This window comes from Neoroseomonas lacus, from assembly GCF_014644535.1.
Lineage (GTDB): Bacteria > Pseudomonadota > Alphaproteobacteria > Acetobacterales > Acetobacteraceae > Neoroseomonas > Neoroseomonas lacus.
The window spans coordinates 40,109-53,256 of the sequence record NZ_BMKW01000020.1 but is presented as its reverse complement, the minus strand read 5'-3'; the positions used below and the strand labels follow the sequence as shown (position 1 = coordinate 53,256).

Here is a 13,148-nt window from a genome sequence, read left to right as displayed (position 1 = left end):
GCGGCTCGCCTCTAGCCCACTACCTCGGCCGAAACTCCCATCACCGACGCGCCTCCTTCGGGCCGCACGCCGCGTGAGGGTGCCCGCGCCATTGCTGCCTCGAAGCCGCCGGGAGGTCTGCGCGCTGATCTGCCTCGGACAGCTCTTGTGGCTCGACGCCATCGTGACTTTGGCCGGCGTATCGTCGCAGTCGGCAACCGACCTGATCGCCCTCGGTGTCGGTGGCGCGATCGGATTCTTGACCGCCGGCGTCCTCTACGCGCGGCGGTTCCGCCGCTGACTCGGTGCCGACAGGCGCCTATGGTCATCGTCACATGAGCGCCGCCGAGCCCGCCCGCCCCAACCCCGACGCCCTGCTCGCGCTCGCGCGGCGCGAGGGGCGCGGGCGCCTGAAGGTCTTCCTCGGCGCCGCGCCCGGCGTGGGCAAGACGGTGGAGATGCTGACCGAGGCGCGGCGCCGCCATGCCGGCGGCGCCGACGTGCTGATCGGCATCGTCGAGACGCATGGGCGGGCGGAAACCCAAGCGGCGATCGGCGATCTGCCCATCCAGCAGCGCGCCCGCATCGATTATCGCGGGCAGGCGCTGGAGGAGTTCGACCTGGACGGGTCGCTGGCGCGCCGACCTCAGATCCTGCTGCTGGACGAGCTCGCCCACACCAACGCGCCCGGCAGCCGGCACCCGAAGCGGTGGCAGGACGTCGAGGAGCTGCGCGAGGCCGGCATCGAGGTGTGGACGACGATGAACGTCCAACATTTGGAAAGCCTGTCGGAGGCCGTCGCGCGCATCACCGGCGTGCGCGTGGCAGAGACAGTGCCCGACCGGGTGCTCGCCGACGCCGACGCCGTCGAGCTCATCGACATCCCGCCGGCCGAGCTGATCGAGCGGATGCGCCAGGGCCGCATCTACCGGCCCGACCAGGCGAGCCGCGCGCTCAAGGGCTTCTTCAAGGAGGGCAATCTCGCCGCGCTGCGCGAGATGGCGCTGCGCCGCACGGCGGAGCGCGTGGACGCCGATGTCACGGGCTACATGCGCGCCAACGCCATCGCCGGCCCCTGGCCTGCCGGCGACCGCGTCATGGCACTGATCGGCGCCGACCCTTCGGCCGAGACAGTGGTGCGAGAGGCGCGGCGGGTCGCCAACACGCTGAAGGCACCGCTGCTTGCCCTGCATGTCGAACAGCCGACTGCCGACCCCTCGCCAGATCCTGGCGGCGCGCTGCGGCTGGCAGAACGTTTGGGCGCCGAGACCGAGACGGTGGCCGCCGCGGACCTGCCCACTGCCATTCTGCGCGAGGCACGGGCGCGCAACGTCACCCACCTCGTCATCGGCCGCGGCCGACCGGGATGGTGGCGAAGGCTGACGGGGCGGACACTCTCGGCGACGCTGGTGCGCCAGGCGACGGACTTCACGCTGCACCTCGTCCCGGAACCGGCGGGCGCGCCCCGCCGCCTTCCTCCGGAGCGCGGTGCGCTGCCGCCCTGGTCCGGCTGGATCGCAACGCCCATCCTCGTGGCGCTGGCGACGGCGGTCGGTCTCGCCGTGGACGGCGTGGTGCCCGAGGGCGCGCTCGGCATGGTCTATCTCGTGCCGATCGTCGCGGCCGCGGTGGGGTTCGGGCCGGTCCAAGGCAGCTTCGCTGCCGCCTTGTCTTTCCTGAGCTGGAACTATCTGTTCCTGCCGCCACGCTACACGCTGACCATCGCCGGTCCGCAGGACGTGGTGGGGGTCGTGGTTTTTGCCCTAGTCGCCCTGCTGCTGGCCGGGACCACCGGTGGGCTGGGCCGTTCGGTCCGCACGGCGCGCGCGCGGATGCTTGGCCTTCGGCGGCTCGTTGAGTTCAGCCGGCGGCTCGGCGCCCCGGGGGACAAGGGGGATCTCGTCCTGGCCATCGCTGAGGAGGCGTCGCGGATCGCTGGCGGCCCGGCGTGCGTGCTGCTGCTCCTGCCGCCGCTCCTGGGGGAGAGCGCGCCCGAGCCAGTCGTCCGGGCCGCCGTCCCGATCGATGCCGAACCCGACGACGCCAGCATGGCTGCGGCGAGATGGGCGGCCGCGAACCGGCGCCCTGCCGGACGCGGCACCGACACCTTGCCCTCGGCTGCCTGGCAGTTCCGGCCGATGCGTACCGCCCGCGGTCTGGCCGGCCTTGTCGGGCTCCGCCCGGCGGACAGGCCTGGCGCACTGGATGGGGAGGCCGATCGCGCGCTGGATGCGCTGCTCGACCAAGCGGCCGTCGCGCTGGAGCGCGCCGACCTGATGGAGGAGCGCGCTCGCGGCGAGGCCCGCGCCGAGACCGAGGCGCTGCGCCTTGCGCTGCTCACCTCGCTCGGGCACGACCTGAAGACGCCGCTGACCTCCATCCGCGGCGCCATCGCCACGCTGCGCACCTCCGGCCCCGCGCTGTCCGAGGCAACGCGCGCCGACCTGCTGGCGACGGCCGAGGAGGAGACCGAGCGGCTCTCCCGCTGGATCGCCAACATCCTCGACATCGTCCGCATCGAGAACCGGCAGATTGCGCCAAAGAGCGAGGTGGTGGATCTGGCCGAGGCGGCGGAGACGGCCGCCGCCCGTGCCTCCCGCACGCATGACCGCGAGGTCGATCTCGACTTCGGCCCACGGCCCACGGCGCCGCGCCTCGACCCAGCCCTGCTCGACCAGGTGCTGGCGAACCTGCTCGACAATGCGCTGAAATTCTCCGGACCGAATGGCCGGGTCGCCCTGAGGCTGACCCGTGAAGGGCCGGAGGTGGCAATCGCCGTGGAGGACGACGGTCCCGGGATCCCGCGCGAGGACCTGCACCGCGTCTTCGACCCCTTCTTTCGGGCCACGCGCACGGACAGGGTCGCGGCCGGCAGTGGCCTCGGCCTTGCGATTTGCCGAGGACTGGTACAGGCCATGGGTGGACGGATCGCAGCCGAAAGCCCCGTGATGCCAGACGGACGCGGGACTCGGATCGTGGTGAGGTTTCCGGGCGCATGAGCGGCATCGCCCGGCCCCGCATCCTCGTCGTGGACGACGAACCGCAGATCCACCGCTTCCTGACCCCGGCGCTGGAGGCTGCGGGCTACGAGCCACTGCGCGCCGAGACCGCCGCGGAGGGCCTGCGCCTCGCGGCCGAGCGGTCGCCAGCGCTCGTCCTGCTTGACCTAGGCTTGCCGGACGGCGACGGCAAGGCGGCCATCCCGAAGCTTCGGGGTTTCATCGAGGCGCCGATCATCATCCTGTCGGCGCGCGACCAGGAGGCCGAGAAGGTGGCTGCTCTCGATGCCGGGGCCGACGACTATGTGGAGAAGCCCTTCGCCCTGGGCGAGCTGCTCGCGCGCATGCGCGCCGCGCTCCGTCGGGCCGGGCGGCATGTGCCGGAGGCGCCGGGGACGGTGGTCCGGGTGGGCGGGCTTGAGGTCGACTTCGGGCGGCGCTGGGCACGGGTCGGGGAGGACGAGCCGCTGAAGCTCACCCCACGGGAGTGGGACCTCCTGGCGGCGCTCGTGCGTGGCGGCGAGGGCCGGGTGATGACCCACCGCCAACTCCTGACAGCCGTATGGGGGCCAGCGCATGCTGAGGAGACCCAGTATCTTCGGGTCTATGTCGGCCATTTGCGGCAGAAGCTGGGTTCCGCGGCCCCTCTGATACGCACCGAACCCGGCGTGGGGTACCGGTTCGGCAACGACGTGTCCTGAGGTTTCACAGCACCCGGCGCCTCGTCACCCGAACCGACCGCGTCGCCGCGTTGAGCTCGATGAACCGCGTCGACGATACCAGCGACGCCTGCACCAAGTCCCCCGCCCGTGCCCCGCTCACCGTGACATCGATCAGCGAGGTCGCCCCCGGCGCCAGGCTCGGCAGGTCCCAGGACACCTCCGCCGCGAATTCCCGCTGCCCCGACTGAGGCAGCAGCGGCGTGCCGTTCAGCACCGCGGGCGCGGCTTCCGGCAGCCCGTAGAGCCGCAGCGATTGCAGGTCGATCGGCCCGTCGAAGCCGATCACGCCCGCCTGCGCATAGGCCACGGACGCGCCCACGCGGATGGTCTGCCGCCGATTGAAGTTGGCATCATCCATCGGCGCGCCTGCATTCCAGCCCTTGGCAGGGCCGTTCCACTGCATGGTGGTGATGGAGGCCAGCACGTCGCCCGCGATGTCCTCGCGGACGTTTCCCGCGCCATCGAACAGGAGAAGCGGCGATGTGTCCGCGAGCAGGATGCTCGTATAGGCGAGGAGGGAAACACCGGTCCGCGCCGCGGCCACGACGACGTTGACGTGCTGCCGCAGCCGCCGATCGACGGCGTTGGAGGAAATCAGCAGCAGCCTGTCCACGCCGGCAAAGGCGGCATCAAGCGTCTCCGGCCGGTCATAGTCGAGGACGCGGACATGCACGCCGCGCGCCGCATGCGCGGCCGCCGCAGCGGTGTCGCGCACGCCGGCGACGATGCATCCGGCCGGTACGGTCTTCAGCAGTTTCTCGATGACGAGTGTGCCAAGTTGTCCGGTCGCGCCGGTGACGAGGATGACAGGCAGATCACTACGCATGAGGGGGATCCCTTCGATTTCCGGTCATGGTCGTCACGGGCCGGGATGCGGCAGGACCGTCTGTCGCGATGGTGAATGCCGGTCCCGCCGATGCCGCGATCCGCGAGCGGGAGGCGCCGCCGCCGGCCACTTGCGACGAGGCTCCCATTGCGTGGCGGCGGCGTGGAGCGGTGTGTCTTCGCGCTCCCCGGCCGCTGGGGCCGCGCAAGGGGCATCGGGGCTGCCTCTGCGACTCAGCTCGTCGGGCCAAACGCGTCGGCGGCGATCCAGCCCAGCAGCCGCGCTGCGACGCGATCGAGGGCCCGGGACATCAGCAGCAGCGCGAACAGCAGGGGCACGCAGATCGTCATTCGCATGGGCATCGGGTTGCTCCAGGAACGCTTCGGCGTCAGAAGCGGTAGGTGAAGCCCAGCAGGCCGAAGGGCTGTGTCGCCCGCTGGGTGATCGGGCTGTCGGCGGCGTCGCCCAGCAGCTGCGACACGCCGCCGGAAACGCTGACCGACCAAGTGTCGGTGATCTTGTAGATCGCCGTCAGATTGGCGCTGACCGAGCGAAACCCTGCCCCGGCATTGTAGGCGGCGAAGCGGGACCGGCTGGCCTGCTGCGCCGTCACGCCGAACCATTCCTGCATGTTGTCCTGATCCGCCCAGGTCGCCTCGACCTTGCCCATCATCATCAGGCCGGGAGCGATCGGCTGGCCCAGCGACGCGCCGAGCACCACCGTGGTTCCCTGCTGGTCGCCCACAGCGGTGAAGCTCTGGAGGGACAGGCCGAACGGGCCGAAATCGGCGCGCACGAAGGCGCTCGCGCGGGCCGCGGCCTCGATGTCGCCCATACCGTGCAGCCGCGCCGCCACATCCTGGTCGCGCCCCGGCGCGAAGCCGATCGACCCGCCGATGGAGATCGGCCCCTGGCGGAAGACCACGGCGCCGAACCCGTCGCGCCCATTGAGGAAGACGGAGTCGAGGAAGGGCAGTTCCGGGCGGTAGGCGATTTCCACCACCGGCAGCGGCAGGGCCCTGATCGTGCTGCTGCCGGGATAGGCGGGGCCGAAGGCCACGCCGGCGCCGAGCCGCACCTGCCATTGCGATTGTTCGAGATCGGCGCCCTGGCGCACGGCGGATGGTTCGACCTGGATCGGCGCCTGCTGGGCGCGGGCAGCGGGGGGCAGGACCGTCGCGATGCCCGTCACGGCCAGAAGGACAAGGGTGGGCCGTGTCTGGCGGAGGCGGCGGGCATCGGGCGTCATGCGGAAAGTCCTTGATGGCGAGCCGGGTGATTCCCGGCGTCGCCGCCGCTGTAACGGTGCCGGGTTGCGGCAAGCTGGCATGGCGAGGAATTCCGGCGCAGCGCGGATCACGGCGCCGCCGCCGCGACGGCCCTTCCGTCTTCCATGGCCACGACCCGATCGGCGATGCCGAGGATGCGCGGGTCGTGTGTCACCATCAGGATCGGCGTGCCGCGGGACTTCGCCATGTCCCGCAGCAGATGCGCCACCTCGCCGCCCGAGACCCTGTCCAGCGCCGCCGTCGGCTCGTCGGCCAGCACCAGCCCGGGTCCGGCAACCAGGGCGCGGGCGATGGAAACACGCTGGCGCTGGCCACCGGACAGATGCGCCGGCGTCCTCTCCTCGTGCCCCGCAAGGCCCACGGCGGCGAGCATCGCCCCGGCGCGCGCCATTCGCTCGCCTTCGGGCATCACCGGGTCGATCTCGAGCGCCATGGCGACGTTCTGCCGGGCGGTGAGGAAGCCCAGCAGATTGTGGTTCTGGAAGATGAAGCCGATGCGACGGCGCAGCGCCACGCGCTCGCCTTCGGCCGCCCCGATCAGTTCGCGGCCGAGCACCTGGCAGGACCCGTCCTGCACGCCGCGCAGCGCGCCGATCAGGGTCAGCAGCGTAGTCTTGCCCGAACCGGACGGGCCGGTCAGCAGCACGACCTCCCCGGCCTGCACAGTCAGCGACACGTCGCGCAACACCGTCCGGCGCAGTTCGCCGTCCCCATAGGCATGGTTCAGGCGTCCGACGTGGATCGGGTCCATCAGAACATATCCGCCGGATCGGCATCCCGGAGCTTGCGCATTGCCAGCAGCCCCGCCGCCGCGCACATGCCGAAGACGAGAACGAACACCAGCGCGGCGCGACCGATGGTCATGGTCAGCGGCATGAAGGTCGCCCCTGCCACTACCTCATACAGCAGCACGCACAGCACCAGCCCCGGCACGAAGCCCATGACCGCGAGGATTAGCGACGCGGCCATGACCACGCGCGCCAGGTATCCGGTGGCGTAGCCGATCGCCTTCAGCGTCGCGTATTCGCGCAAGTGGTTGGAGATATCCGAGAACAGGATCTGATAGACGATCACCATGCCCACGATCAGGCCCATGGCGGAACCGAAGGCGAAGATGAAGCCGATCGGCGTCGCCGTTTCCCAATAGTGGCGCTCGCGCGCCATCAGCTCCGCATGGGTCAGCACGATCGCATCCGGCGGCATGATGCTGCGCAGGCGCCGCTGTGCGGCGGCGACATCGGTCCCCGGGCGGAGGCGGATGGCCACGAGGTCGGTGTTGCTCGGCTGGCGTTCGCGGAGGATGCGGCGGAAATTCACCTCACTCATCATCAGGTTGCCGTCGGCGGCGAAGGACGGGCCGATGGTCACCAGCCCCACCAGCTCGACCATGCGGTTGTCGACCTGCACCTCGAATGGGCCGCGCTCGGCGAACAGCGCCGGGATGTCGCCGTATTCGGGGCGGGAGAGCGTGTCGAAGGCGACCGCGTCGATCCGGCGCAGCGCGGGAGCGAGGCCGTCCAGCCCATCGGCGCGGATCGCGCGGGAATCGGGGTCGAAGCCGATCAGTTGGATCGTCTGGCGCGATCCGTCGCGCGGGTTCCGCCAGCCCGCCTGCGCCAGGTAGATCGGCACCGCATGCGTCACCCCGGGCACCGCCAGCGCCTGATAGGCCCGCGCGCGCGGCAGCGGCTCCGGCTGGGTGACCGCGGGCGACTGGGGGTTGATCAGGAACAGCTCAGCATTCATCACGCTCAGCAGCTGCATCGCGCTGTCGAACAGCGCGGAACGGAAGCCGAGCTGCATGAACACCAACAGCACCGCGAACATCACCCCCGCCATGGCAGAGAGCAGGCGCGCCCGTTCCGCCCGCAACTGCCGCCAAGCGAAGCGCGCCGGCAGCAGCAGCCAGGCCCCCCATTCCGGGCGCGTACCCGTGGGCGGCGCGGCCGCAGGCATCGCCTCGCGGCCATGCTCGGGCGCCCAGGGCAGCAGGGACGGCTTGGTCAGCGCATTCATGGGCGGATAGCCACATGCACCTGCATGTTCGATCGTCGGCGTAGCGCCGCGCTGCCGGCATCATCGAGGGCGAGGCGCACCTCGACGGTGCGGCTGTCCACCGCCGCGACGGGGTCGGTGTTGCCCTGAGTCTGTCGCCGCACCGTCCAGCCGATGTCGCGCAGCGTCGCGACGAAACGGCCTTCTTCGCCAGGCACCACGATCTCCGCCGATAGGCCGATTCGCAGCCGGGCGAGATCCGTCTCGTAGACATCCGCGACGACATCCATGCACGTCACGTCGGCGATCTCGAGCAACCCGTCCGTGCCGACCTGCTCGCCGGGCCGGGCGATGATGCGCAGGATGGTGCCCGCGAGCGGGGCCCGCACGCGGGCGAGATCCGCATCGGCCGCCGCCTTGGCCAGCGACGCTTCGGCCGCGGCGATCCGCGCCTCCGCCAGCGCGATATCCTCGGGACGGGAGGAAAGGAGCGTGTCCAGCTCCGCCTCGGCCTGGCTCCGTTCCGCGGCGAGGCGCGTCGCCGCGACGCGGTTGCGGTCCGCCACGACGGCGGCCGCCGCGCCGGTCGGTACCAGCCGTTCCGTGCGCTCGGCCTCGCGCTGAGCAAGCTCCTCCTGCACCGCCAGCGCGGCGATGCGGGCACGCTGCGCAGCGATCTCGGAGGGTCGGCCGCCGGCCCGGACGCGATCGAGATTGGCGCGCGCTTCCGCCACCGCTGCACGCGCATGCGCAGCCAACGCATCCCGCTGCGGCGTATCCGCGAACTCGGCTAGCAACGCACCTTCCGCCACCACATCGCCGGCTTCGACGAACAGGCGCTCCAGCCGGGCGACCGCCGTGCCGCCCGGCTGGCCGAGGCGTCGGATGCCCGACGCGGGTTCGATCCGGCCCAGCGCACCCACGCCGAGCGGTTCGGCCGCTGCGTCTGGCCACATGGCCGGCTCCGGCCGGCCATGCCGCAGCGCGGCATAGCTGCCGGCAGCAAAGACCAGCATGGCCAGCCCGAGGAGAAGACCCGCGCGCAAGGTCACGACGCCGTCCGGCGCGACGGGCGCCGCGCCGCGGGAGTCCCAGTCGTCGGATGTCGGCGGGATACAGGAGACATGCAGAGGATCCTTGGCAGCGCGACCGGATTCGAGCCCGGCGTCGGCGTCCTCTAGCGATGCTGTATTGCGGCAGGCTGGCGCGGCGGTGCAGTCCGCCTGACGGGCCGTGCCAGCTTGTGGCAATCTACGGCCGGCATCAGGGCGTCCTCCCATCGCCGACCCGAGAGCCTGTACTGGAAGATCGATGCGTATCCTGCTTGTGGAAGATGAGGTCGAACTCGCGGCGGCCTTGCGCGGGGCGCTGGCGCGGCGCGGTTTCGTCGTCGATTGGGTGCCCGATCTCGGCCAGGCGCGCATCGCGGTCCGGGAGCCGGGGCTGCGCGCCGTGCTGCTGGATCGTGGCCTGCCGGATGGCGACGGCGTCGGCCTGCTGCCGGTGATCCGCAGGATGCCGGCCCCGCCGCCGGTGATCGTGTTGACCGCCCGAGGCCAGACCATGGAACGGGTCGAGGGGCTGGATGCCGGCGCCGACGACTATCTTGCGAAACCCTTCGAGCTGGATGAGCTGCTGGCGCGGCTGCGCGCGGTCATGCGCCGCCGTTCCGCCGCCGCGCCCGAACTGCTGGTGCTCGGCGCGCTGAGCTTCGACCCTCAGCATCGGGAAGCGCGCGTCGCCGAGGAGCCCCTGCATCTGCCGCGCCGCGAGCTGGCGCTGCTGGAGTTGCTGCTGCGCCGCGCCGGGCGCGTGGTGCTGCGCGAGACGATCGAAAGCGCGATGTTCGGTTTCGACGACGCGCCCGCCTCGAACACCGTGGATTCCCACGTCTCGCGGCTCCGCCGGCGGCTGGCGGAGGGCAAGGCGGGGGTGGGGATCCATCCGGTTCGCGGCGTCGGCTACATCGCGCGCGTCGAATGACGCCGCGCAGCGTGCCGCCGCCGTCGCTGACGCGGCGCATGACCCTCGCGATGATCGCCTTTCATGCGCTGGGCATTTTGCTGCTGTTGCTGGCCCAGCCGTTGCTCCAGGCCGGTCCCGGTTCGCTGCGCGAATGGTTCGCGACGGAGCAGGCGACGAAGCTGCTGCGCGACTCGCTCGGCCGCGACACGGCGGGAGTGCTTGTCTTCCAGCCGACATCCGACATGTTCACCTATATCGAGACCACGCCTGAATTCTGGTTCGGAGTAGCGGACGGCACCGCGCGCCTGCTTGGCGGCAGGGGCTCGCCGCCCGTCGGCGTGCGTCCGGGCGAGGGGGCCTCGCCGCCCTCTTGGGTGGCTATGCCGGTGGGTGTTGCCGCCATCGATCTCTGGATCGAGGGCCGCCGCGTCGCCGCGCTGATCGGCGGGCACCGCGGCAGTCTCGCCGCCGGGATCTGGGCTTGGATCACCGATTGGCTCGGCAACTGGCTGCTGGCGGTGGCGGCGATATCGGCCGGCACGAGCCTCGTGACCTGGCTGCTGGTGCGCTTCCTGCTGCGCCCGGTCCGCGAGGCCGCCGAGGCGGCCGGACGGCTCGTCCCCGGGCAGCACCAGGCTGGGCTGCCCGTGGAGGGTGTCCCGGCAGAGATCCTGCCCCTGGTCAGCGCAACCAACCTGGCCTTCACGCGCGTGGAGAAGGAGCATGAGCGGCAGCGCCGATTCATCGCCAATGCGGCGCATGAGCTGCGCACGCCGATTGCCATCCTATCGCTGCGGCTCGACGAATTGCCCGACGATGCGACTAGACAGAAGCTGCAACTGGACGTCCGGCGGCTGACCCTGCTCGCTAACCAGTTGCTGGATCTGGAACGGATGCGGCACGCGGCGGACACGGCGGAAGACCGCACCGTGGAGATGGTGGGGCTGGCGCGCGAGGTGGTAGCCGAGTTAGTGCCTCTGGCGCTCACGGCCGGCAGCGACATCGCCCTGCACAGTGCGGTGCCGCGCTGGAGCGTCCGGGGCGACGAGCAGGCGCTGCGCAGCGTGCTGCTGAACCTGATCGGCAATGCGCTGGCGCATGGTGGGCCTGGCGTCCAGGTGGAACTGCGGATCGATGGCCATGGCTTCGTCGAAGTCAGCGACAACGGTCCCGGCGTGCGTGAGGATGCGAAGGAGCAGGTCTTCGAGGCGTTCCAGCGCGCCGGCGGCAGCGGTAGCGGTGCGGGCCTTGGTCTCTATATTGTGCGCGAGTTGCTGCGGGCGCATGGCGCGAGCATCGACCTGCTGAACGGAAAGCCAGGAGCGGTCTTCCGCCTCCGCTTCCCGAAAGGTGACGTGTTCCGCGACCATGCCCCGTCAACCGAGATAGGGTGATGACTGCGCCGCGATGGAACGCCCGGAAGCTCTAGCCGCCAGTGATACTGCACGAGGGGCAGATCGAGGGTCGTGGTGGGGATGGCGGCGGACCCGCTGGTGCTCACCAGGCCGGCCGTCGTAGGGCCGGCCGCATGGTCGGAGGCGGGTGCGGAGAGGATGGAACCGCACCCGCGGTCCGACTCATGGCACGCGCCGCTTGCTCACCTGCACAGACAGCGTTGCCGAACCCAAGTCGAAGGTGGCCGGCGAGATGTTCCTGGCCATGACGCGCACGGTGTTGTTGGTCCACGCCGCGGCGTCGAGCTCGACGAAGCGCGTCGACGATGCCAGCGCCGCATGGGCAGGTCCCCCTGCCGCGCGCCGTTGACGGTCACGTCAATCAGACTGGTCGCGCCCGGTGCCAGCGATGGCAGGTCCCAGGCCACCTCCGCCGCGAACTCCCGCTGCCCAACCGGCAGCGCCGGTACCGCCTCGGGCAGTCCGTAATGCCGCAGCGCCTCGACCTCGATCTGCCCGTCGAAGCCGACACGATGCCGATCTGCGCGAAGGCGACGCCTGCGCCAAGCCGCACCGTCATGCGCTTGTTCAACGACGCGTCCGCCATCGCGGCGCCGCCGGTCCAGGCCTCGGATGAGACGTTCCACAGCAGGGTGGTGATCGAGGCCAGGGCATCACCGGCGACATTCTCGCGCACGTTCATCGCCGCGTCGAAGCGACGCGCAAAGACGCGAATCGCTCTTGCGGCAGATGCCGCGCCCGTGGCCGAAGCACGCATCGTGCAGATCATGCGCGCTTCTGCCAACCCTGCCATTGGTCGGGGCGGGCTGTCGCCGGAGACGTCACTAGCGTCACAGCGCACGCCGAAGAACCGAGCGCCGGCGGCGGGATTGCGGGGAAACCCATACCCGGAAATCGACCCCGTTTGATGGATACACCAGTTGCGGTCGGCTATAAGGAAGTGCGCCCCTGATTGGCAGAGGGGTGCGGAGTTCGATCATGGACTATGCGGACCTTCGCGTGCTTGAAGTTGTTGCCCGACACGGCAGCATGAACCGCGCAGCTATCGAGTTGCACACCGTGCAGTCGAACGTGACGGCGCGCATTCGTGCCTTGGAGGATGAACTCGGCAGTCAACTCTTCGAGCGAAGCAGCCGAGGCGTGTTGCTGACGGCCGCCGGGCAGAGGCTGCTGCCCTATGCCGCGCGGATCGGCGCGCTGCTGCGCGAAGCTGTCGTGGTGACCCGCGACGACGGGACGCCGCGTGGTCGACTTTCCGTCGGCGCGCTGGAAACCACTGCAGCCCTTCGCATGCCACTCGTCCTTGCCGCCTATGCGAAAGCCTGTCCCGAAGTTGGCCTCACGCTGACGACCGGCACCAGCGCCTCACTGATCGCCGATGTGCTCGAATACCGGCTGGACGGCGCCTTCGTCGCCGGCCCGGTGCGGCATCCAGACCTGGCGGAAGAGGCCGTGTTCCATGAGGAACTGCAGCTTGTCACTGCCCCCAGGCTCGGCGGCATCGATGATCTCGATGCGCAGCGCGACCTGCGGATCATCGTGTTCCGCCGCGGCTGCTCTTACCGCCAGCGGCTGGAGGCGTTCCTGAGCCAGCGCGGCATTCAGACTGCAGAACCGCTGGAGTTCGGCTCGCTCGACGCAATTCTGGGCTGCGTCGCCGCCGGGGTCGGCGTGACGATCCTGCCGCGTGCGGTGGTGCAACCGCTCCTGGCCGAGCGTCGCGTCGCGGTTCATGCGTTGCCGGCGCGGGATGCCCGGGTCGACACGGTCTTCATACATCGGCGGGCGAGCCAGCCAACCAGCGCCATGACGGCCCTGCTCGCAACCGCCCGGGCGGGACAGCGGCAGCTGGTGGCCGCCGAATGACCGGGTATCTTTCAAACCGATAGCGGCTCTTCCAATAATTCGTTATCGCCGATAGCCGAGCTGCGCCTAGCTGTTCCCCGGAAACGGAGGGC

Annotated in this window: 13 protein-coding genes; 7 read left to right on the top strand and 6 right to left on the bottom strand. The window is 70.5% G+C overall.

The features are described from left to right. Positions 1 to 145: 145 nt before the first annotated feature. From IEY36_RS31210 to IEY36_RS27770, 3 genes are read left to right on the top strand one after another with little or no spacing between them, the layout of a single operon-like run. A complete protein-coding gene (locus IEY36_RS31210; protein ID WP_268238205.1) occupies positions 146 to 280 on the top strand; it encodes a hypothetical protein in 135 nt (44 codons plus the stop codon). A gap of 34 nt (positions 281 to 314) precedes the next feature. Beyond that, positions 315 to 2,978 (top strand): sensor histidine kinase, encoded by a 2,664-nt coding sequence (locus IEY36_RS27775; RefSeq protein WP_188973124.1) that lies wholly within the window; start codon positions 315 to 317, stop codon positions 2,976 to 2,978. Beyond that, entirely contained in the window at positions 2,975 to 3,679 is a 705-nt protein-coding gene (locus tag IEY36_RS27770; protein WP_188973122.1) for a response regulator, read from the top strand. Before IEY36_RS27775 ends, IEY36_RS27770 begins: the two co-directional genes overlap by 4 nt. 4 nt (positions 3,680 to 3,683) lie before the next feature. Here IEY36_RS27770 and IEY36_RS27765 read toward each other — a convergent pair whose 3' ends face one another. The 6 genes from IEY36_RS27765 to IEY36_RS27745 all read right to left on the bottom strand — a co-directional run bounded on the left by IEY36_RS27765 (position 3,684) and on the right by IEY36_RS27745 (position 8,862). Beyond that, entirely contained in the window at positions 3,684 to 4,526 is an 843-nt protein-coding gene (locus IEY36_RS27765) for an NAD(P)H-binding protein (RefSeq protein ID WP_188973120.1), read from the bottom strand. A 233-nt stretch (positions 4,527 to 4,759) separates the two neighbouring features. After that, positions 4,760 to 4,888, bottom strand: coding sequence for a hypothetical protein (locus IEY36_RS31205; RefSeq protein WP_268238204.1), 129 nt, complete (start codon positions 4,886 to 4,888; stop codon positions 4,760 to 4,762). Between the two features lie 26 nt (positions 4,889 to 4,914). Beyond that, positions 4,915 to 5,775 (bottom strand): MipA/OmpV family protein, encoded by an 861-nt coding sequence (locus tag IEY36_RS27760; protein WP_188973118.1) that lies wholly within the window; start codon positions 5,773 to 5,775, stop codon positions 4,915 to 4,917. A gap of 107 nt (positions 5,776 to 5,882) precedes the next feature. Then, positions 5,883 to 6,566: an ATP-binding cassette domain-containing protein gene (locus IEY36_RS27755; protein WP_188973116.1), complete on the bottom strand. Its 684-nt coding sequence runs from the start codon at positions 6,564 to 6,566 to the stop codon at positions 5,883 to 5,885. After that, the gene (gene devC, locus IEY36_RS27750) at positions 6,566 to 7,831 is read right to left on the bottom strand and encodes an ABC transporter permease DevC (protein WP_229681630.1); all 1,266 of its coding nucleotides are present in this window, start codon (positions 7,829 to 7,831) and stop codon (positions 6,566 to 6,568) included. The genes IEY36_RS27755 and devC overlap by 1 nt, the downstream gene beginning before the upstream one ends. Next, the gene (locus IEY36_RS27745; RefSeq protein WP_188973114.1) at positions 7,828 to 8,862 is read right to left on the bottom strand and encodes an efflux RND transporter periplasmic adaptor subunit; all 1,035 of its coding nucleotides are present in this window, start codon (positions 8,860 to 8,862) and stop codon (positions 7,828 to 7,830) included. Before IEY36_RS27745 ends, devC begins: the two co-directional genes overlap by 4 nt. Before the next feature lie 259 nt (positions 8,863 to 9,121). Here IEY36_RS27745 and IEY36_RS27740 point away from each other — a divergent pair, with 259 nt between their 5' ends. The 4 genes from IEY36_RS27740 to IEY36_RS27725 all read left to right on the top strand — a co-directional run bounded on the left by IEY36_RS27740 (position 9,122) and on the right by IEY36_RS27725 (position 13,056). After that, entirely contained in the window at positions 9,122 to 9,793 is a 672-nt protein-coding gene (locus tag IEY36_RS27740) for a response regulator transcription factor (protein WP_188973112.1), read from the top strand. Next, complete coding sequence (locus IEY36_RS27735; RefSeq protein ID WP_188973110.1) at positions 9,790 to 11,169, top strand: sensor histidine kinase; 1,380 nt, start codon at positions 9,790 to 9,792, stop codon at positions 11,167 to 11,169. Before IEY36_RS27740 ends, IEY36_RS27735 begins: the two co-directional genes overlap by 4 nt. Positions 11,170 to 11,657: 488 nt before the next feature. Further along, the gene (locus tag IEY36_RS27730; protein ID WP_188973109.1) at positions 11,658 to 12,098 is read left to right on the top strand and encodes a hypothetical protein; all 441 of its coding nucleotides are present in this window, start codon (positions 11,658 to 11,660) and stop codon (positions 12,096 to 12,098) included. 70 nt (positions 12,099 to 12,168) lie between these two features. Further along, the gene (locus IEY36_RS27725; RefSeq protein WP_188973107.1) at positions 12,169 to 13,056 is read left to right on the top strand and encodes a LysR family transcriptional regulator; all 888 of its coding nucleotides are present in this window, start codon (positions 12,169 to 12,171) and stop codon (positions 13,054 to 13,056) included. Positions 13,057 to 13,148: the final 92 nt, after the last annotated feature.